This is a genomic window from Amycolatopsis sp. NPDC058278 (assembly GCF_042881395.1).
Lineage (GTDB): Bacteria > Actinomycetota > Actinomycetes > Mycobacteriales > Pseudonocardiaceae > Amycolatopsis.
Genome location: NZ_JBHVXZ010000038.1, coordinates 18,972 through 40,821, shown reverse-complemented (window position 1 = coordinate 40,821; position 21,850 = coordinate 18,972). Strand labels below are relative to the sequence as shown.

The 21,850-nt window shown below is 67.8% G+C and carries 16 protein-coding genes; 5 read left to right on the top strand and 11 right to left on the bottom strand.

Annotation, left to right across the window (positions count from 1 at the left end):
• Positions 1-56 precede the first annotated feature (56 nt).
• The 6 genes from ACFVYA_RS21085 to ACFVYA_RS21060 form a co-directional block, all read right to left on the bottom strand.
• On the bottom strand, positions 57-2,402 hold the full coding sequence (locus tag ACFVYA_RS21085; RefSeq protein ID WP_387047161.1) for a right-handed parallel beta-helix repeat-containing protein: 2,346 nt from the start codon (positions 2,400-2,402) through the stop codon (positions 57-59).
• A 35-nt stretch (positions 2,403-2,437) separates the two neighbouring features.
• The gene (locus ACFVYA_RS21080) at positions 2,438-3,358 is read right to left on the bottom strand and encodes a carbohydrate ABC transporter permease (RefSeq protein ID WP_387047159.1); all 921 of its coding nucleotides are present in this window, start codon (positions 3,356-3,358) and stop codon (positions 2,438-2,440) included.
• Positions 3,355-4,296: a carbohydrate ABC transporter permease gene (locus ACFVYA_RS21075; protein WP_387047157.1), complete on the bottom strand. Its 942-nt coding sequence runs from the start codon at positions 4,294-4,296 to the stop codon at positions 3,355-3,357. The genes ACFVYA_RS21080 and ACFVYA_RS21075 overlap by 4 nt, the downstream gene beginning before the upstream one ends.
• A 3-nt stretch (positions 4,297-4,299) precedes the next feature.
• Positions 4,300-5,601 (bottom strand): ABC transporter substrate-binding protein, encoded by a 1,302-nt coding sequence (locus ACFVYA_RS21070; RefSeq protein WP_387047155.1) that lies wholly within the window; start codon positions 5,599-5,601, stop codon positions 4,300-4,302.
• 106 nt (positions 5,602-5,707) lie between these two features.
• Positions 5,708-6,796 (bottom strand): enolase C-terminal domain-like protein, encoded by a 1,089-nt coding sequence (locus tag ACFVYA_RS21065; protein WP_387047153.1) that lies wholly within the window; start codon positions 6,794-6,796, stop codon positions 5,708-5,710.
• A gap of 306 nt (positions 6,797-7,102) precedes the next feature.
• Positions 7,103-7,870, bottom strand: coding sequence for a FadR/GntR family transcriptional regulator (locus tag ACFVYA_RS21060; RefSeq protein WP_387047151.1), 768 nt, complete (start codon positions 7,868-7,870; stop codon positions 7,103-7,105).
• 576 nt (positions 7,871-8,446) lie between these two features.
• Between ACFVYA_RS21060 and ACFVYA_RS21055 the strand changes: the two genes are divergently transcribed.
• On the top strand, positions 8,447-11,332 hold the full coding sequence (locus ACFVYA_RS21055; RefSeq protein ID WP_387047149.1) for a right-handed parallel beta-helix repeat-containing protein: 2,886 nt from the start codon (positions 8,447-8,449) through the stop codon (positions 11,330-11,332).
• A 45-nt stretch (positions 11,333-11,377) separates the two neighbouring features.
• On the opposite strand, the gene ACFVYA_RS21050 is transcribed toward ACFVYA_RS21055, so the two are convergent.
• Complete coding sequence (locus ACFVYA_RS21050; RefSeq protein WP_387047147.1) at positions 11,378-12,184, bottom strand: FadR/GntR family transcriptional regulator; 807 nt, start codon at positions 12,182-12,184, stop codon at positions 11,378-11,380.
• A 110-nt stretch (positions 12,185-12,294) separates the two neighbouring features.
• Here ACFVYA_RS21050 and ACFVYA_RS21045 point away from each other — a divergent pair, with 110 nt between their 5' ends.
• Genes ACFVYA_RS21045 through ACFVYA_RS21030 form a run of 4 tightly spaced genes read left to right on the top strand, consistent with a single transcriptional unit; the run spans position 12,295 to position 16,540 of the window.
• Positions 12,295-13,374, top strand: a complete 1,080-nt coding sequence (locus ACFVYA_RS21045; RefSeq protein ID WP_387047146.1) for an enolase C-terminal domain-like protein — start codon at positions 12,295-12,297, stop codon at positions 13,372-13,374.
• Between the two features lie 48 nt (positions 13,375-13,422).
• Positions 13,423-14,754: an ABC transporter substrate-binding protein gene (locus ACFVYA_RS21040; protein ID WP_387047144.1), complete on the top strand. Its 1,332-nt coding sequence runs from the start codon at positions 13,423-13,425 to the stop codon at positions 14,752-14,754.
• Between the two features lies 1 nt (position 14,755).
• Entirely contained in the window at positions 14,756-15,631 is an 876-nt protein-coding gene (locus tag ACFVYA_RS21035; protein ID WP_387047142.1) for a carbohydrate ABC transporter permease, read from the top strand.
• 3 nt (positions 15,632-15,634) lie between these two features.
• The gene (locus ACFVYA_RS21030) at positions 15,635-16,540 is read left to right on the top strand and encodes a carbohydrate ABC transporter permease (RefSeq protein ID WP_387047140.1); all 906 of its coding nucleotides are present in this window, start codon (positions 15,635-15,637) and stop codon (positions 16,538-16,540) included.
• 102 nt (positions 16,541-16,642) lie between these two features.
• Here ACFVYA_RS21030 and ACFVYA_RS21025 read toward each other — a convergent pair whose 3' ends face one another.
• From ACFVYA_RS21025 to ACFVYA_RS21010, 4 genes are all read right to left on the bottom strand, one after another.
• On the bottom strand, positions 16,643-16,855 hold the full coding sequence (locus tag ACFVYA_RS21025; RefSeq protein WP_387047139.1) for a hypothetical protein: 213 nt from the start codon (positions 16,853-16,855) through the stop codon (positions 16,643-16,645).
• A gap of 171 nt (positions 16,856-17,026) precedes the next feature.
• The gene (locus ACFVYA_RS21020) at positions 17,027-18,565 is read right to left on the bottom strand and encodes a carboxylesterase/lipase family protein (RefSeq protein WP_387047138.1); all 1,539 of its coding nucleotides are present in this window, start codon (positions 18,563-18,565) and stop codon (positions 17,027-17,029) included.
• Positions 18,566-18,708: 143 nt separating this feature from the next.
• Entirely contained in the window at positions 18,709-18,885 is a 177-nt protein-coding gene (locus tag ACFVYA_RS21015; protein WP_387047136.1) for a hypothetical protein, read from the bottom strand.
• A gap of 64 nt (positions 18,886-18,949) precedes the next feature.
• Complete coding sequence (locus ACFVYA_RS21010; protein ID WP_387047134.1) at positions 18,950-21,835, bottom strand: right-handed parallel beta-helix repeat-containing protein; 2,886 nt, start codon at positions 21,833-21,835, stop codon at positions 18,950-18,952.
• Between the last annotated feature and the right edge of the window lie 15 nt (positions 21,836-21,850).

The following is a 21,850-nucleotide window of genomic DNA, read 5'->3' as shown; positions in this document are numbered from 1 at the left end:
GCACGACTCGGTGCACCCGCCCGCTCCGCCATGCCCGCCGCGTGATGGTGAGGTCGCTACTTGCGCACGCCGGTCGCGCTGAACTCCTGTACGCCGACGCTTCCGTTCTGGTTGCTGTTGCGCACGTAGAGCCGGATGTTGGTGGTGGCGACGTCGGCCGGCGGCCGGTAGACGACCGGCGCCACCGTGTTGATCGCCTGGTAGGGCATGATGTCGATCCAGGCGTTCTGGCCGGCGCTCCACCGCTGCACCTTCCAGTGGGTGGTCATCCAGGTGCAGCAGTTGTCCTGCTGGATGGTGAAGGCGAACCGCTCGTAGTCGGCGCCGAGATCGAACTGCACCCAGGACTCGTTCACGGTGGAGCTGGCCTCGCCGGTCTCGGTGACGCCGTCCCAAAGCTTGCCGAGGCCGCTGTCCCAGGCACTGCGCTGCGACACGGTGGAGTAGTCGGCCAGGTTCTCCTTGGGAACCTTCCACCGCAGCCCGGCGTACGCCGGTTCCAGGCCCGCCTGGTTCATGATGGTCCGCGCCTCGGCCGGCCACGCACCATCTGTCACCACGTGCGGTCGCCCGTCGCCGTCGTAGATGGCTCCGGCGAGCCAGTTGTCGGCGAAGTCGGTGTAGTTGTGCGACGCGTACACCGCCAGGGGCCGGCGGTAACGCGGGGAGAAGTCGAACCGCCCGCCCTGCCCGACGTTGTAGTCCCAGCGGGTCTGGTAACTCTTGTTGTCGCTGTAGTAGTTCGAGGTCGACGTCGAGTGGTGCACGTAGTTGTGGCTGACCACGGTGCCCGGCCACGACCCGAACGAGTAGACGGCCCCCGAGTCGTGCACCCCCCAGGACACCTTGGACGTGGTGTTGTACACCTCGTTGTAGCTGAACGTCGTCTTGCCGATCCCGTCCACCCCGTCGAGGAGGCTGGACTCCTCCGCCTTGCGCTCATGGAAGCCCATGAATGCGGTGTCGTAGACGAGGTTGTGGGTGACCGCCACGTTGTAGGTGTTCATCAGGCTGATCCCGGTCGCCTGGAAGAAGTCGTCGCCGATGTCGGTCACGACGTTGTTGCTGATCGTCACGTTCCTGGTGCGCCGGGCGCCGTCGACGTGCACGTCCATCCACCGGCCGGCGATGATCCCGGCGGCGGTCAGGTTGTGGAAGAGGTTGCCGGTGACGGTGACGTCCTCGGCTCCGGTCAGCAACTGCAGGCCGCCGCTGCCCATCATGCGCACGGTGTTGTTGGTGAAGGTGATGCCGCGGGCGTTGGTCAGCTTGATCTGACCGGGCACCTCGCCGCCGTAGCCGTCGTAGTTCGGATCCTTGAAGGGGTCGTCCGCGTACTGCGCCTCCGCTTGCGAGCCGCCGATGAACCGGTCGCGAGGCAGCAGCCAGTTGCCGTGCTCGAACGTGATGCCGTCGAACGCGATCGCGCTCGCCTTCGCCGACGGGCTGGACCCGGCCACGTTCACCAGCGTCTCCACCACCGGCACGTACGCCCCGGCCTGGTTGACGTCCTCTCCCGCCCGCGGGTAGTAGTACACCTTGTTCGTCGCCCGGTTCAGGTACCACTCGCCCGGGGAGTCCAGCTCCTCGAACGCGTTGAGCACGTAGAACGTGTCGTTGTAGTTCAGCGAGACGCCGTCGTCACGGTTCAGGCGCACCTGGAAGTGCGGCTGTGCCAGGCGCACCCGTTTATCGGCGCCGTTCGTGCTGATGTCCGCGACGGGGAAGTAGTCGATCTTGAAGCCGATCGCGATGTGCAGCAGCCGAATGTCGCGGACGTTGCTGTAGGCCGGAATGCTGGCCGCCGGGAACTGCACGCCGTCGTAGGAACGGGTCGGCCGGTCCGGGTTGGCTGGCGGGTTGGGGATCGATGGGTCATCGAAGAAGGCGTTGCCCACGATGCCCTTGCCCATCGCCTGCTGAGCCCGCCGGCCGCCGACGTAGAGCTGCCGGAAGTAGTCGGCGTAGCCCGCCGACTCCGGCACGTCGGCCACGAAGTAAGGCCGGTCGGGTACCCGGTTCCAACCCTTGACGGCCTTCCCGCCGTCAACGATGGGTGTCTCACCCGGATACGCCTGGTAGACGACTTTGAACCCGTGGGAACCCGAGTCCGCCTCGCTGAGGTTGAAGGTGGCGGTCCTGGTGTACCGGCCCCCGCGCAGGCAGACGCGGAGGTCGGCCTGCATGTCCTTGTTGAGCCCGTGCTGGCGGATGTGGTCCTGCGCCCGTTCCAAGGTCGCCCAGGGGCGATCCGGTGAGGTTCCGGCGTTACCGTCGCTGCCCGACGCGGAGACGTAGAAGGTGCAGGGCACTGCCGCGTGCGCCGGTCCGGCGGGCACCAGGCCCGCGGCCAGTACGACCGCGGCGACGGTCGCCACGGCTGCTCGCTTACGAATGGTCATGGCGTTCCACTCTTTGCTCGGTGGTTGGGGAAGCGCTACTCCTTCGTCGCCCCGGCGGTCATGCCGGCGACCAGTGCGCGTTGGGAGAAGAGGAAGACGATCAGGACCGGGATGCTGGTGAGCAGAGCAGCCAGCGCCAGCTCGGGCCGGAGGATCTGCGAGATGCCGCTCGAGGAGTTGAACATCGGCGAGGCGGTCAACAAATTGTTCAGCCCTACCTGGGCGGGATACTGCTGGCTGTCGGGCAGCATCACGAACGGCAGGAAGAAGTTGTTCCAGCTGTGCACGAAGCTGAAGAAGGCGACCAGAGCGACCACCGGCCGGGCCAAGGGCAGCGCGATCCGCCGGAAGACCATCCACTCGCTCGCGCCGTCTATCCGGGCCGCGTCCAGCAGGTCGCCGGAGACGGTGGTGGCGTAGTAGATGTAGGTCAGGTACACGCCGAACGGGAAGAACGAGAGCGGCAGGATGACGCTCAACCGGGCGCCGTCCAGGCCGAGCGCGTTCATCTCGAGGTAGAGCGGCAGCACCAGGGTGGCGTTGGGCATCAGCATCACCATCAGGGTGGTCGTCAACAGCGCGACCTTCCCGCGAAAGCGGGTTGTGGCCAGGGCGTAGCCGGCGGGCACGGCAGTGACCAGCGTGATGGCGAGCGCCGAGAACGAATACAGCGCCGAATTGCCTATCCAGGTGACGATCGCGTGCGACTGGAAGTCGTACAGGTGCCGCCAGCCGGCCGCGAGGTCGTCCAGCGAGCCGAAGGTGAACGGAGCACCGTGCACGATTCCCGCGTCGCTCCGGGTCGGGGCGAGCAGCATCCAGGCGATCGGCAGGGCGAAGAAGCACAGAAAGACGCCGACTACCATCACCCAGGCGACCCGGGCGGCCATGGACGTCGCGCCTGCCCGGTTCCGGCCGGCGGGAACCCGGCTCGCGATCGACGACGGATTGGTCACGAACGGCCCCTCTCGAACAGCCCGGCCTTGAACACGGCGGCCGCGGCGCAGGCGAGGCTCAGCACGAGCAGGACGACCGCGATGGCCGCCGCGCCGTTGAAGTCGCCCGAGACGAACGCGTACTGGTAGCTGAGCTGGTTGGGCGACCAGTCGTCGGGCACCTGCCCGAAGCTTGCCGTACCCACGAGTTGCGGTTCCACGAACAGCTGGGCCCCGCCGGCGAAGGCGAGGATCAACATGTACGCGATCCACTTGCGCAACATCGGGAGCTGGATCCGAAGTGCGATCTGCAGTGCGCTGGCCCCGTCGATCCGGGCTGCCTCGATGACCTCGTCCGGAATACCGTTGAGCGCGCCATGCATGATGACGATCCAGCTGCCGGCGCCCGTCCAGAAGGCGATGATCGTGAAGATCACCGGCAGGTTCTCCGGCGCCACGACCTGTGCCGCGCTGTGCCAGCCGACTGCCCGCAGCACCGGACCGACCGGACTCGCGACCGGGTCGAGCAGGATCAGCCAGATCAGCACGCTCGACGCTCCGGCGAAAGCGCCCGGCAGGTAGCAGACGAACCGGACCGCCGCGCTCGTCCGCTTCAGCCGGCCGTGCAGCATCAGGGCCAGCGACACCACCAGCACCATCAGCATGATGAGCCACAGGGCCAGGTAGAGCCCGATGTGGGCGAAGGCCGAGCCGAACCGGTAGTCGGCGAACACCCGGGTGAAGTTGCCCAGGCCCACGAACTGGCCGCTGGAGTTGGTCATCGACAGCCACAGGGCGTAGGCCACCGGCACCACGCCGAACAGCACCAGGAGAATCGTGTAGCCGGCCACGAAGGGGTAGCCGACCCGGCCGCCGCGGACACGCCTGCGGGGCGTCGCCACCCGGCTGCCGGGCCGGCTCGCGCCGACCCGGGCCTGGGGAGTCTCGGTCGCCACCATCGATCAGTTGACCTTGTAGCCGAGTGCGGTGGCCTTGTTGACGATCGCCTGCTGCCACAAGTCCAGCTGCGACGAGACGGACTTGCCTGAGGAGAGCGCCGGCACCATGGTCGCGGCGTAGATCGCCTCCTGGCTGTACAGCGTGCTGACCGCCCACTTGGTCCAGATCCGCGGCGCGGCCTGTTGCAGGACCGGGCCGATGTCGTTGGCGTAGTAGCCGGACGCCTGCTGGGCCGCCAGCCAGCCGGTCGCCGCAGGGCCGTAGGCGGGGTAGGTCGCGGCGGTCGTCGTGTATCCGGGGTCGGTGGTGACCCAGGTGGCGAAGTCGGCGGCGGCCTTGAGGTTGCGACTGTGCGAGGAGATGAACCACATCCCCCCACCGACGGCGCCGGTCCAGGTCTCGGCCTCCGCCGCGAACTTCAGCGGGGCAGCGGCCGCGATCTCTCCCCGGGGGGTGTGGTAGCCGGCGTTGAACAGCGCCTGGCCGTACCAGGCGGGCCCCGGCATCATGAGGATCTTGGCGGCCTGCTCCTTGATGAAGCCGGTGTCCCACTTGTTACGGGTGCCCAGCGCACCGGCACTCAGCAACGGATCGAGGAGCTGCGCCATTCTCGTGCACGTCGGGTCCCGGAGGTCGACGGTCACCGTCTTGTCCCCGGTGAGCACGCTGATCGGGCACTGGCTGCCCCAGAAGTAGACGTGCGGCGAAGTCGGGCTACCCACCTCACCGACCAGGTATCCCGGGTGCTCTTTGGCCACCCGCAGGCCCAGTTGCTGCCACTGCTCCCAGGTCGTGGGGACCTGGTAGCCGAACTGGTCCATGAGCTTCTTGTTGTACCAGAGCACGTTCTGAGCCAGATCGTTGCGCAGGCAGTAGACCTTGCCGCCCGCTGTGCATTGGTCGAGCGCGCCCTTGACGTACCCGTCGAGCACGGACCTGTCGACCAGCGTGTCGAGTGGAGCGGCGAACGGGGTCGCCCCTGTGGTCGCCCAGGCGAGGTCCTGGACGTTCGGCCAGACGACGTCGGGCCACCCTTGACCGGTACGGTCGAACAGCTCGATCTTGGTCCTCAGCTCGGTGCTTCCGTTCGCGCCGCCGCTGTAGGTGACCGCCTTGATCTTCACCTCCGGGTGAGCCTTGCGGTAGGCGTCGACCGCGGCGGTCCGGGTCGCGTCCACCCACACGGTGATCTCGCTCGACGGATCCTGCGGCGCCGGGCTGAACGAGCCGGCGGCGGCCCGCGGGGTGCCGTCCCGGTTGGGGTCGGCGTTCGCGCAGGCGGTGATCAGCAATGCGGCCGTCATCACGGCCGCCAGCGCACGGGCTCGACGCGGGCCGGGCCTGGTCGACGGGGTAAGCATGTATTTCCTCCCAGGAATGGTCATGTCGTCGTGGTGATGCGGCAGCCGGTCATGGGGCGCACACGTACTCCGCGAGCGCGGCGGGATAGGCCGGCCCGGGTGCGAGGCCGATCCCGTCGTCGCGGGGCGCAAGGACCGAGCCGTCCGGTTCGACGCCCGATTCCTTGCGTACGGGGTTGGCGGTCACGAGGACCTCGTAGTAAGTGGTGTTGGGGATCGCCATACACAGGTGCCGGGCCGACTGCGTGTTGCCGTGCACCTCGGCGCGCAGCCGGTAGGCGTCCGCCAGGTGGGCGATCCGCATCGCACCGGTCATTCCGCCGCGCAGGGCCGCACTCGTCCGTACGTAGGTCGCGCAACCGGCAGCGAGGAAGTCGGCCGTGCTCAGGTGGCCGCCGGGGATCGTCTCGGCCACGTTGAGTGGCACGCCGACCCGTTCGGCGAGCCACCGATAAGCCGTGATGCTGTACTCCCGGATCGGTTCCTCGTACCAGAAGTAGCCACACTCGGTCAGGGCGTGACCGACCTGCACAGCGTCGGCGAGGTCGAACGCCGCGGAGCCGTCGTACATCAGCGGGACGTCCGGACCGACGTGCGCGCGCAGCGCCTGGATCAGCCTGGTGTCGCGGTCGCGATCGCCCCAGGCGTGCAGCTTGATGGCCGGATAGCCGAGCGCCAAACACTGGTCCGCGACGTCGAGGTACTCCTCGATCGAATCGAAGGTCACAGTTGACGCGTACGCAGGGATGCGCGTGCGGTAGCCGCCGAGCAGTTGCCAGCACGGGGCGCCGTGCACCCGCCCGGCCAGGTCCCACAGCGCTGTGTCGATGACTCCGAGCAGGTGAATAGGCAGATACTCGGTGCGGTCGATGTTCCAGAGGCGCTCCCACAGCCACTCGCGCTGCAACGGGTCGGCCCCGACCAGTTCCGGGCGCAGCACGCGGTCGACGAGCTCCCGCAGAACGACGGCGGAGCCCGGCTTGTGCGCGGTCGCCACACCGGTCGCGCCCGTGTCGGTGCCGATGCGGATGATGCCGACCTGTCCGCCGGACGAGCCGCGCAACCCGTCACGCCATCGGAAGGGCGGCTCCGGAGCGGCGACGTCGGCAGAGAAGGTTTCCACGTGGGTGATGCGCACGGCGACTCCGGTCCTGAGCATGGCGACGCGGCATCCGCGGCCAATGAAGCTGGTACATCCTGTGTGACGCGCACAACATACCAGTCATTGATCGTAATGAGGAGGACTCATTTTGGACACGATCACGGCAGCAAGTGCACCAGGAAGGCGTCTATCATCCCGTTTTGCGCCCATGCGAAGCGGCGGCCCTTGGCCGACGTGGGACCCTGAGTTAATTAACCTGCTTCATTTAGCGCAGATGGAGCAAGTCTCGGCGAGAGTCGAGAACGGCAGATATCGCCTGTCGGTCGTGCCCCGTGCTTGCGGTCAGGACGACCGGAAGACTCGCCGGCCGATCTCCGCCTGGTAACTCAGGCGGGTGCGTTCGACGTGCGCCAGGGCCGCAAGGCCCGCCTGTTCGGCGTCTCCGCGTCGGACGGCCTCGAGAATCTGACGGTGCTCCGCCAAAGCGGTGGCCACCGGACCACCGCTGAATCCGTCGAACGCCGCTGCCACCACGCGCCGTTGCAGACCCTGAATCTTCGTGATCGAGTCGAGCAAGAACCCACTGTGGGCAGCCCTGGCGACGGCACGGTGGAAGGACTCGTCGGCGGCCGCCATCGCCCTCGGATCCGCAGCCTCCAGTGACCGGGCATACGCCTCGAGGGCGTCGTCGATGGCAACCAGCTCGCCCGGCGTAGCCCGCTTCGCGGCCAGGCGGGCTGCAGCCTGTTCCTGCACCCCTCGGAACTCGAACATATCCATGATATGGGCAATGTCAGTCGGCACGAACCCGGCCACCGGCGACACCGGCGCGTCCGCCGGATCGGCGACGAAGATGCCCCGCCCGCGCTGCGTGCTGATCCGGCCGGTGGCCGCGAGGGTCTTCAGCGCGTCCCGGGTGATCGTGCGGCTGAAGCCGAGGATCTCGGCGAACCGCGCCTCGGTGGGTAGCCGGTCACCCGGCACGAAGCCCTGCTCGGTGATGAACTGCAGGATCCGCTCTGCCGCTCGCGAATAACCCGGCCGGTAGGTGGCATCCCCATCCGCCTCCGGTACGAACGTCTCGACCTTGCCATGACCCGTCTCACCCACGAGTTGAGTATGGCTCATCACACGGTCCGCCCTCATCGAGCCACATCGTGGGCGCCATGCCGCACTACGCCAGTTGGAAGCCGTTCGTCCGGGACAGCGCGCCCGAGTAGCTCGCCGTCGTCGTGATCAGGATGCCGTCGGCTGGAAACCGTGATCGAGGTAGAGCGGAGCCGGTTGTCGGTACCGGCATGCGACCGAGCCGGCGGCGACCAGGGCGTGTGCGCCGATCCGGGCTTCCCGGCAGGAGGACGGCGCCGGCTTCAATGTTGGACTTGAGGGCGTTGCCGTCGGTGGCGATTCAGAAGTTGTCGTAGGCGTCGAAGGTGACATTGTCCGGGCAGGAGAGCGGACTGAGCCGGTCCTTCGGGAACCCGCCGAAGTAGCTGCTCGGGCCGGCGGGTCACTGCGGACCAAGAACAGCCGCCGGCGGAAGCGGCCAGCGGCGGCGTCGCGGGCACCGCCGGAAGAAGGTTGACCAGAAAGATACTACGAATTACGTTACACAAACTTGGCGGCAGAGTCGCCGTGGTGGGACCGAGTGCCGGTAACGGAGCCGTGCTCGACGGAAGGACTGCTATGAGACCGTTCGATGACCCCCGTCCCGGCGCGAAGCATCCCTGGCGGAGGCGGCGAGCGCTCTCCGCGGTCGTCGCCGCGGTCGCCGCCCTGTCGATCGCCTCGCCACCCGGTGCGTCGGCCGCGCCGGTGACTTCGATCTGGTTGTCGTCCCGCGGGAACGACGCCAACGACGGGACGGCCGGCAAACCGGTGGCCAGTTTGCAGAAAGCCCGCGACCTCGTCCGCCGGTTGAACCACGACTTGCGGCGTGACGTCGTCGTCAACGTCGGCGACGGGGTTTACCGGCTGACCGAGCCGCTCGTGCTGACCGCCGAGGATTCCGGGTCGAACGGTCATCGGGTGCTCTGGCAGGCCGCGAAGGGGGCCCACCCGGTGGTGTCCGGAGGCGAGCGCGTCACCGGCTGGCGGCTCTCCGATCCGGCCAAGGGCATCTGGTCCGCGCCGGTGCGGCCGGGCTCGTCGACGCGCCAGCTCTACGTCGACGGCGTGACCGCCCAGCGAGCCCGGACCGCGGTGTCCCGCAGCGACCTGACGATCACCCCCGACGGATACACGATCGCCGACGACCGCGCCCGCTGGTTGCTGAGCCTGCCCGGGATCGACCGGGCCGAATTCCGCGGTATCGACTCCTTCACCGATCGCTACGCTCCCGTCGAGCGCGTCGCCGGCGGGTTGATCCGCATGGAGCAGCCCTCCTGGCGGAATAACACCTGGGGCTGGGACCACCTGGGCGCGCCCTTCCACGAGGGAGGCTTCTTCGTCGAAAACGCGCTTTCCCTGCTGGACGAGCCCGGCGAGTGGTTCCTGGACGAGAACGCCGCCCGGCTGTACTACAAGCCACTCGCCGGCCAGGACGTCAAGGCGGCCGACGTCGAACTGCCGAAACTGGAGTCCCTCCTGCAGATCGGCGGCAGCTACGACCGGCCTGCCCAGAACATCTCCGTGAGCGGCCTGAAGTTCTCCGACACCACCTGGCGGCTGCCGAGCTCCTCCCTCGGTCTGGCCGATCAGCAGACCGGCACGTTCATCGGCGACGACGTCCGCTACCCGGAGTTCGAAGCGAGCCGCCCGCACTGGCACCAGATGCCGGCCGCGGTCCAGGTTTCGGCGGCACACGACATCGAACTCATCGGGAACACCTACACCGACCTCGGCGCGGTCGGGATCGGGATCGGGAACGACGCGAACGCGCACGCGTCCGGTGTCGGGCTGGGGGCCCAGCGCGTCGCGGTCCAGGACTCCGTCCTGACCCAGATCGCCGGGAACGGCATCACGGTCGGCGGGGTCCAGGCGGACGCACACCACCCGTCCGATCCGCGGATGATCGTCAAGGACATCGACATCAGCGACAACCTCGTCACCGATGTGGCGAAGGTGTACACGTCGGGCGTGGCGATCCTGACCACCTACACCGAAAACGCCGCGATCGTCCACAACGAGGTCGGGAACCTCCCGTACTCGGGGATCAACACCGGTTTCGGGTGGGGCGCCAACGACGCCGGGGGAAGCCCGGAGTACGAGCGGCGCGGCCTCTACAAGTACCAGCCGAAGTACGCAACCCCGACCACGTCGAAGAACAACCGGATCGCCGGGAACCTGGTCCACGACGTCATGAAGATGCACACCGACGGTGCCGCGTTCTACAACCTCTCGGCCAATCCCGGCACCGTGTGGGAGCGCAACCACAGCTACGGCAACCAGTTCTTCGCCGTCTACGCCGACGAGGGCTCCCGCTACGGCACCTGGCGGGCCAACGTCTTCGACATGCCGGGCAACTCGCGATGGTTCAACGGGAACTTCCCCGGGCACCTGACCGGCAACCTCACGATCACCGGTAACTGGACCAACTCCACGGACAGCAATGCCCGCGACGGTGATCGCGGCAACGTGGTCAAGGACAACGTACTCGTCTCGGGCTCCGACTGGCCGGTGGACGCTTACCGGGTCATCTACGAGGCCGGCCGACTGCGTAATGGCGCGCGGCCGACCGCGGGCCATCTGAGCGTCGTCACCGCTCCGGCGGCCGGCGGGGCCGTCACGCTCACGGCCCGGTTCACGAACGTCGGAACCCGGCCCGTCACGGATTTGGTTCTCTCGGCCACCGCCGAGGGGCGCACAATGCAGCAGGTGCAGGGCGCGCGGTGCTCCGTCAGCGGTGGGGACACGGTGCAGGCCGTCTGGCGGATCAGTGCCCCCGTGACGCCCGGAGCCCTGATCTCCAGCACTCCCTTCGCGGTCACGGCGACGTACCGGGAGGCAGGGCAGCCGCGGACCCTCGCCTCGAGCGGGACCGCGCTTTCCGGGAAGCCGGTCGCCGCTCCGTGGCGTGGGTACGGCTCGGTCCCCGCGGTCTTCGCCGAGGACGGCGGGCGGTTCGCGATCGCGGCCGCCGGAGCCGACGTCTGGGGTGCGGGCGGACAGCACGACGACGAGTACGGCGTCGTCTACCAGCCTGGCGCGATCGACGGCGACGGCCGGATCGTGGCCAGGGTGGACCGGCAGGACGCGACGAATTCGTGGACGAAATCGGGCATCGTGGTGCGGAACGATCTGACTGCGGCGAAGTCCGCGCAGGGGTATGCGGCCGTCTTGGCGACCCCGGCGAACGGGGTCGTGTTCGCGGTGGACAGCGACGGTGACGGCATGCTCGACGCCCAGTCCCAGGTCCCGGGCGTCCGCGCGCCGGTCTGGCTGAAACTCGTCCGGACCGGCAACCAGGTCGAGGGATTCTCGTCCGCCGACGGCAGCACGTGGACCCGCATCGGCCCCGCGGCCGCGTTGCGTGGGGCCGGGCAGGTACTGGACGCCGGGCTCTTGCACACCTCGCACGATCCGGGCAAGCCGGGGCTCGCCGAGTTCGGTTCGGTGAGCATCACCAGGTGATGCGTGCCGGGTGGCGGGGGACCGGGATCCCCGCCACCCTCCGGGTCAGGTGGCGTCGGCGCGGCCGAGTGCGCCGTGCACAGCGGGACGGCGTCGCGCCCACGAGCCGAGGATGTGGCCGCGCATCACCGCGGCGGCGCCTTCGGTGTCGCCGCCGAGGATCATCGCCTCGATCGCGCGGTGCTCGGCCATGGAACGGGCGAAGTCCTCGGGACTGGGTGCTCCGTTGTAACGGTCGGACAGCCGGGCCTTGGCGTGGATGCCGTGGATGATCGCGTGGCCCAGGCGGTTGCCCGAAGCCCGCATGATGATCTCGTGGAACACGACGTCCTCGGCGACGTAGCGCTCCGGGTCGTGCACGGACTGCGCCAGGACCTCCGCCTGCGCGGTGAGGGCGGTGGAGTCCTCCGCGGTGATGACGCGGGCGCAGCGGGCGGCCATTTCGGCCTCGAGCGCGGCGCGGACGCTCACCAGGTCGTCGAGGATCGCGAGGTCGCCGTCGTGCCGGATCTGTGCTTCCAGCACGACGGGGTCGAGGAGGTTCCAGCCGGGGGCGGGCAGGACCCGCGTGCCGCGGCCCGGCGTTGCCTTCACCAGGCCCTTCTCTTCGAGCAGCTTGACGGATTCCCGGATCACGGTGCGGGATACGCCGAATTCTTCGCACAGGTCCGACTCGACGGGCAGGGCCGACGTCACGGGATAGGTCCCCGAGACGATGCGGTCCACCAGGTGGGTCACCACGGTGTCGCCCAGCCGCCCGGCACGCTTCGGTTTGACCGGGCCGAGGGTTTCGCCGGTGGGCGGAGCCGTTGCCGGCCGTCCGTGGATCGTGCCTCTCGCGAGATCTCCCATGGGCGGAGCATACCCTCTTGCACATACGTAATTCATATGATGAAGTAGCCCCCGCTGAGCACCTCCCGATGCCGGATCGGCATCGGCATCGGCGCCCGAAGGAGCCCGTTGTGCGCATCACCCACGTCGAGTGTCACCTCGTGCGGGTTCCGGGGCCGAATCCGCCCTTCGCCTGGCGGCAGGGGCTCCCGGGGTCGTGGCCCGACGGGATGGGCGCGGTCCTGCGGATCTGCACCGACGAAGGTGCCGAAGGTGTGGCCTTCGCTCCTCGCAAGGGAGTGATCGTGCAGGACATCGTCGACCGGCTGCTCCGGACCGAACTGATCGGGGCCGACCCGTACCAGCGTGAATGGCTCTGGCACCGGATGTGGGAGCTGGACCGAGTCGAGGAAATGCCGCTGTACGTACTGGGCTTGGCGGACGTGGCGCTGTGGGACCTGGCGGCCAAGGTCGTGGCCCAGCCGGTGTGGCAGCTGCTGGGTGGCTACCGGACGGAGATCCCGGCGCAGGCCTCGACCGTCACCTTCGGGACGGTCGAGGAGTACCTGGACGTCGCGGATCAGGTGCGGGAACTCGGGTTCACGTCCATCAAGCTGCATGCCTGGGGCGACTGGCGGCGCGACGCGAAGCTGTGCGCGGCGCTGCGGGAGCACGTCGGCGACGACTTTCCGCTGGCCTACGACGGTTCCGCCGGATTCGACCTCGCCGACGCGATCCGCCTGGGCCACGTCCTCTCCGACGCCGGCTACCTCTGGTACGAGGAGCCGATGCGCGAGTTCAGCGTGACGGCCTACAAGTGGCTCGGCGAGAAGGTCGCGGTTCCGTTGCTGGTCGGGGAAACCTCCGACGGCGCGCACATGAACACGGCGGACTTCGTGGCCAGTGGCGCCGCCACCGCGGGCGTGCGCACGAGTACGGAGCTGCGCGGCGGGTTCACGGGGGCGATGCGGATCGCCCATCTCGCGGACGCCTACCGGCTGCGCGCCGAGGTGCACGGGCCCATCATCCCGCACCAGCACCTGTGCATGGCCGTACCGAACAACACCTACTACGAATCGTTGATCACGGCCACCCAGGTCCGCCGGGAAGACTGCGTCGGCGCCGACGGGCTGGTGCGCGCGCCCCAGGCACCCGGTGTCGGCCTGCCGTCCCATTTGGACTATCCCGCCGCACTGGCTGCCCACGTGTGAGCTCAGGCCGGCGACCCGGCCATCGGAACCCGAGGAAGGAATTCGACGATGAATACCAGAAACTGGGTGGGCGCCGTCGCGGTCTCCGCTGCCGCGCTCCTGCTCACCGCCTGCGGGAGCGCCGATCCGCAACCGGCCACGTCGTCCTCGGGCGGGTTCGCCCCGGCCACCCAGGAAGAAGGCAGCGAGCTCACGGTCTGGGTGGACGCCACCCGGGTACCGGTCGTCGAGGCCTACCAGCGGACCCACCCGCAGGCCAAGCTCAAGATCGTCACCTACAGCGGGAACGCCAACGGCGCCACCGACCTGCAGACCAAGGTCCAGTTGTTCGACCGCACCGGCAACGGCTGGCCGGACGTGGCCTTCAGCGCGACGCTCAGCGACACCGCTTGGGCCGCCTACGGCAAGACCCCTTACGCCGCGCCGGTCAACCAGGGGATCGTCGACCGGAAGGTGCTCGACGGGTTTTCGCCCGGTGCGCTCGACCCCTGCAAGGTCGGCGACCACGTCTACTGCGTCCGCAACGACATCGCCCAGGTCGTGCTGTGGTACAACAAAAGACTCCTCGACGAGTTCGGTTACCAGGTTCCGCAAACCTGGGAGGACTACCAGCAGCTCGGGCAGCGGGTGGCGAAGGAACACCCGGGCTACCTGGTCGGCACGGCGGGTGACCCGTGGACCCCGGAGATCTACCTGTGGGCCGGCCAGTGCCCGGCTTCGACGATCAGCGGGGGCAAGAACGTCACGGTAGACCTGAAGAGTCCCAAGTGCGGCCGCGCGGTGTCCATCCTGGACACGTTGATCGGGGCCGGTTCACTGGCCAAGGCGAGTGTCTTCGACGCCGGATTCATCAAGGACCAGTCCACCAAGCTGCTGATGACTCCCGGGCCGTCCTGGTACGGACAGGTGTTGTTCAACTCCACCTTCAAGATCCCGGCCGGGCAGATCGCCGCGGCGGCACCGCTGAAGTACGCGAGCGACAGCGAGACCTACACCGGCAACGTCGGCGGCGGCGTGTGGTACGTCTCCTCGCACAGCAAGAACCTCAAGACCGCAGGCGATCTGGTGACCTGGGTGACCAGTTCGGACGAAGCGCAGAGCGGAGCGTCCACCTACCCGGCGTACCGCACGGCGGCCACCGCATGGCTGGCCAAGCAGCAGGCCACCGGGTACTTCGCCGACGACGTATCAGGCCCGCTCGCCCAGGCCGCCGGCCGGATCTGGCCGGGCTGGTCGGCGACCCAATACAGCCAGGAAGCGATTTACGCCGCCACGGTGGTGCCCGCGATCAACAGCGGGCGCACGATCGCCTCGGTCGTCGGAGAATGGCAGACGGCGATCGAGAACAAGGCGGCTTCACTGGGCTACAAGGTGAATTGAGGTGACCGTCGTGCGGGACCGGCGCTCGGGCAAGGCAGGGTACGTCTTCGTCGCCGGCTATGTGGTTTTGCTGCTCGCGTTCGGGGTCCTGCCGACGTTGTACGCGCTCTGGTTGTCGTTCTCCAACTCGCGTTCGCAGCTGGTCGGGTTCGGCAACTTCACGCGCACCTTCGCCGACTACCGGTTCGCCGCGGCGTTCGCGAACATCCTGGTGTACGTCGTGATCTGGCTGGCCTCGTTGATGATCCTCGTCGTCGGCCTGGCCCTGCTCCTGCACGGCCGGATGCGGCGGACCGGCGCGGTCCTGCGGTTCGCCTACTACCTGCCCGGGGCGCTGGCGGGTGCCGCGAGCGTGGTGCTGTGGCTCATCCTGCTGGACCCGGCCGCCAGCCCGGTCGGGTTCCTGTTGCGGACGTTCGGCTGGACGTCGCTGGCGACGGTCGTCCAGCCCGGCCACCTGCCCGTGCTGTTCACCGTGATCGCGTTCTGGACAGGCGCGGGTGGCTGGATCATCGTGATGTACGGCGCCCTCAACAACATTCCGGGCGAGCTGCTGGAGGCGGCGCGGATCGACGGGGCGGGTGTCTTCCGGACCGCCGTCAGCATCCAGTTGCCGATGCTGCGCAAGTGGATCGCCTACATGCTGATCCTGGCCTTCGCGACGGGAAGCCAGCTCTTCGTCGAGCCGCAGCTGGTGTCCACGGCCAGTTTCGGGGTGATCCCCGAGGGGTGGTCGCCGAACCAGCTGTCCTACCTGTACGCCTTCCAGGCCGGTGACTTCAACGGCGCCGCGGCGCTGGCCGTGGACCTGCTCGCGCTGGGCCTCGTCTGCGCCGCGCTGGTGGTCTTCCGCAGCGGGCTGTTCGAAAGGGAGTGAACCGTGATCACGCTCGTCAAGGGCGCCCCGGCCCATCGCCCGGCGGGGCAGTGGTTCGGTCGGCTCGGCTGGCTCCTGGTCACCGGCGCCTTCCTGCTGTTCTTCGCCTTGCCCGTGCTCTGGCTGGTCCTCGCGACCACCAAGAGCGACGCGCAGATCATCCGGGCGCACCCGTTCTCGATCGGCACCTGGACCGGCCTCACGCAGGCCTGGCACAACCTGGTGAACTTCCAGGACGGAGCGATCCTGCTGTGGATGAAGAACTCCGCGGTCTACGCCTTCGTGGCGCTGGCACTGACCCTGCTCACCGCGGTCCCGGCGGGGTACGCACTGGCGCTGACGAAGTTCGCCGGCCGCCGGCTGCTGCTGACCCTCACGCTGGTCGTGATGATCATGCCCGACGCGGCGATCGTGCTGCCGCTGTACCTGGAGGTCGACGCCGTCGGCCTGACCGGCACCATCTGGTCGGTGATCCTCCCGATGTCGTTCTTCCCGTTCGGGGTCTACCTCACCTACATCTACTATTCGTCGACCGTGCCCGCCGACTTGCTCGCGGCCGCCCGGATGGACGGCTGCACCGAACTGCAGGTGTTCACCCGGATCGCGCTGCCTCTGGCGCGTCCGGTGATCGCTCTCGTCAGCTTCTTCAGCTTCGTCGGCAACTGGAACAACTTCTTCCTGCCGTTCGTCATGCTGCCCGACAGCCAGCAGTACCCGGCGCAGGTGGGACTCAGCACGCTGCTGAGTGCCTCGGCGGTGTTCAACACCTCGGCCGGAACGGCGAACCAGATTCTCCGCCCGGAGCTGGCGCTGGCCGCGTTGGTGACGATCTTGCCGGTGCTGCTGGTGTTCCTGTTCTCCCAGCGGGCTCTCGTGTCCGGCATGCTCGCGGGCGGGACCAAGGAATGATGTCCGGAACTCGGCTGAGCGTGGCCGGGTCGAGGGCGGTGACCGCTGGGACGGCACTCGCCGTCGACGGCGGCAGCAGCGGACCGCCGCCGTGGTGAACCTTCAGCGTGCGGCCCGGGTGAGATGTTCCCGGAGGCAACGGCCGGCGGTGTCGGCGATCTCGGCGGGCGTGGCCGTCGCGACGAATTCGCCGCCGCCGGGTCCCATGTCGATGACGTGGTCGGCGTTCGCGATCATGTCGAGGTCGTGTTCGATGACGACGACGGTGGCGCCGTTGCCGGTCAGGCGCCCCAGGACCTCGAGCAGGGTCCGCACGTCCAGCGGATGCAGGACGCCCGGGCTCGTCGAAGCCGTCGCGGGTTGAGCTGACCGGTCTCGACCGCCGAACCTGGGTATATTGCCCACAGAGGCCGGGGGCAGTGCTCTCCACGTTTGGCTCGGCCTGATGTTGCTCGTGTTTCCTCTGCGGAAGCCTGCAGTTGACCTTTACCAGAGATTGCAGTGGTGGTCGGCGGGGAACGTCGTGCGGGGACTGGTGCCTTCCGAGGTCAGGTGCTGGACAGGGGACGGTGTGGCCGTGGTGGCTGCCGGCCAGGCGGGGTGTCCGGGACCGTTCGGGTTGCCGGTGGTGGCGAACTCTGTCCAGTATCCGATCATTTGCTGTGACAGCCGGTTCTGCCGGAGGTCCAGCAGGGACGGGAGTCCTTGCACGGTGCCGAACAGGTAGAACAGTTCGGCGGAATGGAAATCTTCCAGGGGCATGAGCGGGTCCAGGAACGAGTAGGGCGGGTGTGGGTCGGCGAACTCGTATTGGTAGACGGCTTGTCCGGGTTGTGAGGTCATGGTCCGCACCAGCGATTCGTTCGGGCAGGCGAAGGCGCCATCGGTGATCACGCCGGACATGGCCGCGTCCGCGTTGTCCGGCGCCTCAGGCCGGTAGGCCGCCAGCAATTCGGGAGTGACCGAACCCGCTCTGGCGCGGATCTCCGTCTCCAGTTCGGTCGCGGTGGGCCGCCGTAGCTTGCCGAGGTGCCAGCCGAGCGCGACGAACAGGTTTCCCTCGTTCTTGTTGGTTCCGCTGATCATGGGGACCCTGTTGTATCGGCCGGCGGCCACCGCGTCCCGTGTGGGCTCTTTGATGACTTTTCCGTCGATCGTTGGCGTCCAGCTCAGCTCGGCCTGCAGCGGAAGTGCCTCGCCCTGCGCCTTGATCAGCTCGTTCATCGGCTTGCCGCGTAGGCAAGCGACCTGTGCGGCGGCGTCCGGGCAACCGACTTTCTTCGCGAAGGAATCACCGACGGAGTACGCGGTGTTCAACGGTGCCGGGCCGAGGGCTGTGCCGACGCAGCCACCGCTTTCGGAAATGGCCTTGTGGAACAGGTCCGCCGCGGTCGGGGAGATCAGCTGCATACAGACGCTGTGCCCGCCCGCCGACTCTCCGAAGATCGTGACGTTGCGCGGGTTACCGCCGAAGGCGGCGATGTTGTCACGTATCCAGCGAAGGCCGGCCTGCTGGTCGAGGACACCGTAGTTGCCCGTGGTGCCGGACTCCGTGGCCAGGCCGGGCAGGGCAAGGTAGCCGAAGGAGCCGAGGCGGTAGTTCACCGTGACGACGATGACGTCACCTTTGGTGACCAGCGGTTTTGGGTCGTACCCCGCGCCGGAGCCGAGGGTGTATGCGCCGCCGTGCAGCCACACCATCACCGGGAGGTTCGTGGACTTCGCCGCCGGCGGCGTGATCACGTTGAGCACCAAGCAGTCTTCGCTCACATTGCCGAATGGCAGGCTTTGCGGGCAGATGTTGCCTTGACGGGTGGCATCGCGAACACCTGGCCACGACGAGGGCGGCTGCGGCGGTCGGAACCGCAACGCCCCCGTCGGCGGTGCCGCGTAGGGAATGTTGAGGAACTGACGACTGTCGAAATCGGTCTTGCCCTGCAACTGGCCTTGCGTGACGGTCACCTGATCTCCGAACGCCGGCGACGCCATGCCGGCGGACGCCGGGACGACGATGAGCAGAAACACCGACATGACAAGAACAACTGCGGCTCGTCCGCGTGGATGGCGCTGACCTGGGGGCATGCCCGCAATCTACTGGCGGGTAATTGGCCGATCAAGGACAGGATTCCTGATACTCAGGTAAATGAGTCTAGACAACCGCTGTCGGCTCAGATCGTTGACAAACTACCGGTACGCGCAGAGGAAGGTGCCGCCCCGCCGGCGATGACGCAGCGGTGCACGAGGTCGTCGCGGATGTCGTCGGGCAGAAGCCGGTGTGCGGCTTCGTAGTCGAGTTCCCGGCCGGGCTTGAGCCGGGTGCGGAGATGACGGTCGCCATGCAGCACTCCTGTTGTGTGGCGGGGAAAAGCCCGCGGTGGGCGCCGGAACGCCCACCGCGAGCCGGGTTCGTCAGCTGTGGGAGACCACCACGTTGTCGAAGCGGAGCGGGCCTACGTTGCCGTCGCCCCACCAGTCGCCCAGGGAGATCGTGTCGAACTGGCGGATGCCCGCCGCGGTCGTGAGCGCCTGGCCGTCGATCGACATGGTGACTCCCGCGCCGGACCGGTAGTCCCAGGTGGCCTGGTGCCATCCGGTCGTCCGGGTCACGGTGCTCGCCGTGCTGGTGCCGTTGACCCGGTAGACGTACTTGGTGGCCGACACCGAGGTGTTGACGCCCAGGCCACGCCAGCTCGCGTCGTCGGACGGACCCTCGTCCACCCGCGCCATGGACTGGACGCTGGTGTCGGCGGCGTCGTCGTAGAACCACACCGAGGCGAGCTGGTAGTTCTTTCCGCGCAGCTTGGTGGTGATGACGTCGGTGTCCTCGTCGGTGCCGTAGGACGCGGCGCCGCTCTGGCCGACGGCCGTCAGGGTGGCGGTGCCCTTGGCCGCGGTGAAGGTGCCCAGGCCGTGCTCGAAATCTTGGGCGAAGGAGGCGACGCTGATGTCGTCCCAGTAGGCGGTGCCCGCGGCCGAGTCGGTCCACCAGTCGCCGAGCGCGATGCCGTCGAACTCGGTGACCCCGGTCGGGGACGCGACGAGCCGGCCGTCGATGAAGAGGTCCACGCCGGTGCCGGAGGTGTAGTCGAAGGTGAACTCGTGCCACCCTGTCGTGCGCGGAACCGAGGTCGCCGTCGTGGTGGCGCCGGACCGGTAGACGTACTTGTCCGCGGAGGTGGCGGTCCGGACGCCGAGCGCGCGCCACTCGGGACCGTCCCAGCCGTCCTTGTCGGCCCGGGCCATCGCGTCGAGCGAGGTCTGGCTCGTGTCGTCGTGGAACCACACCGACACCCGCTTGCGCTGGGCTTGGACGAAGCCGGTATGGATGACGCTGGTGTCACCGGACTGGGCGAAGCTCGACCCACCGCCGTGGGTCACCGTGGTGCTGGTGCCCGGCGTGCCCTTGCCGGTGGACCAGTTCGCCAGCCCGTTGGTGAACGCGCCGGTGAAGTTCGCGGCGCCGGGGTAGGGGAAGGACGAGTCGACGCCGATGCGGGCGTACTGCATCGCTGAGGCGTTGAAGCCCGGCGCCCAGCTGACGTTGTTCAGGAGGTGCGAGCCCGAGTCGTTCGAGTGGAAGGGGTCGTCCTGGGTGTCGTAGACCTGGACGTTCGAGAACGTCTGCCCGAACGAGTCGTTGTCGGTGTACACCCCCATCGGCTTGTAGTCTTTCATGGACGGGTGTGCTCGGACGCCGGTGATCGTGACCTGGTTGACCGTGTTCGTGGCGTAGGGCTGGGTGTCGGAGATGCCGAACATGTACACCGGAGCGGTGTCGCCGCTGTCCTGGCCGGCGTCGTGCACCCTGACGTATTCGATCAGGTTGTTCCTGGCGTAGTCGTCACTGTCGGGGTCGACGTCGCGGTCCGCGTAGATCGCTGTCGCGTACCGTGGCGTGTCGAAGATGTCCAGGTGGGACACCGTGTTGCGGCTGGAGTCGGCGAGGACCACGCCGGATGCGGAGCCGACCAGCTCGCCGACCTGCGAGATGACCGAGTTGGACACCGTGTTCCCGTACTGGGTGTCGCCTTCGCCGGGGTACTGGCCTTCGAGGAAGACGCCGGAGTGGCCGATCCTGTCGATCCAGTTGTTGCTGAAGATGTTGTCGTGGTTGGTTTTCAGAAGGTAGATCGCGGAGTACCCGGCGTTGGTGAGGTGTGAGTCGGTGACGGTGACGTTGTCGGTGTTCTCCAGGAACACCATGCCGGTCCGGTGCTGCGGCAGGTTGATCTGCCGGTCGTAGCGAGGGTACTTGTGGCCCTCTCCGGAGTCGCCGGCTTGGACCCATCCGTGCCGGAAGTCGGCGGTGAAGTCGGTGTCGCGGATGGTCAGGCCGTCGAAGGTGATGTTGTGCGCGGGTGCCGATGCCGAGCTGCCGCGCACGGAGACCAGCTTCTGTACGGCGGGCACGATGACGTTCTTGCCGGCTATGGTGCCGGACTTCGGCTTGTAGTACAGGTAGCCGGAGACCTTGTCGTAGAAGTACTCGTCCGGCGCGTCGAGCAGGCTCAGTGCGCCTTGGACGAAGAACCGCGACTTCTGCAAGGTGTAGCGGGCGCTGCGGGCAAGGGTGATCACTCGTGCGGTCGTGTCGACGCTCGCGATGGGGGTGCGTTCGGTGTACCAGGCCCAGTCCAGTCCGCCGCCCGGCCACAAACCGACGGTCATGGTCGACAGATCGGAAAAGTCGACACCGGCGAGGTCGCCCGCGTTGTAGCTCAGCTGGGTGTAGGACCCGGCCACACCGGGCGAGTTCAGGTACGGCGCCTGGGCCATCGGGAAGTCGATGTCATTCTGCCGGTTCGGGAATCGCGCCAGGGTCGCCCGGTCGCCGTCCACGTAGAGGGTGTTGACCGACTTGTTCGCGCCGATGTTCGTCCGGTAGATGCCGTTCTGGTACGGCGACCACCCGGTGGCCGGTGTCCCGCCGACCAGCTGGGCGCTGCCGGTGCCGCCGCTGGACCGGTAGACCACGTCGTGGCCGTTGCGGCCGGAGTCCGCGTCGGTGAACTCGATCGTGCTGGTCTGGTGGTAACTGCCCGGCTCGAGATTCACCCTGATGTCCGCTGTCATGGCGGGCAGCATGCTGCGGATCGAGTCACGGGCCTTCTGCACTGTCTTCCACGGGTTCGCGGCCGTTCCGTCACCGGTGGTGTCGCTCCCGGTCGTCGCCACGGAGAAATCGGTCGCCGCCGCCGCCGCGCCGGGCGCGAAGGTGATGGCCGCGGCCGTCGCCACCGCGGCACCCGCCAACATGGTGATGATCTTTCTCAACGGTTTCACTTCGCGTGTCACCAAGTCACATCCTTG

Coding starts and splice junctions, on each gene's coding strand:
- ACFVYA_RS21085 (WP_387047161.1), bottom strand. CDS start 2,402: ATGACCATTCGTAAGCGAGCAGCCGTGGCGACCGTCGCCGCGGTCGTA.
- ACFVYA_RS21075 (WP_387047157.1), bottom strand. CDS start 4,296: ATGGTGGCGACCGAGACTCCCCAGGCCCGGGTCGGCGCGAGCCGGCCC.
- ACFVYA_RS21070 (WP_387047155.1), bottom strand. CDS start 5,601: ATGACGGCCGCATTGCTGATCACCGCCTGCGCGAACGCCGACCCCAAC.
- ACFVYA_RS21055 (WP_387047149.1), top strand. CDS start 8,447: ATGAGACCGTTCGATGACCCCCGTCCCGGCGCGAAGCATCCCTGGCGG.
- ACFVYA_RS21050 (WP_387047147.1), bottom strand. CDS start 12,184: ATGGGAGATCTCGCGAGAGGCACGATCCACGGACGGCCGGCAACGGCT.
- ACFVYA_RS21040 (WP_387047144.1), top strand. CDS start 13,423: ATGAATACCAGAAACTGGGTGGGCGCCGTCGCGGTCTCCGCTGCCGCG.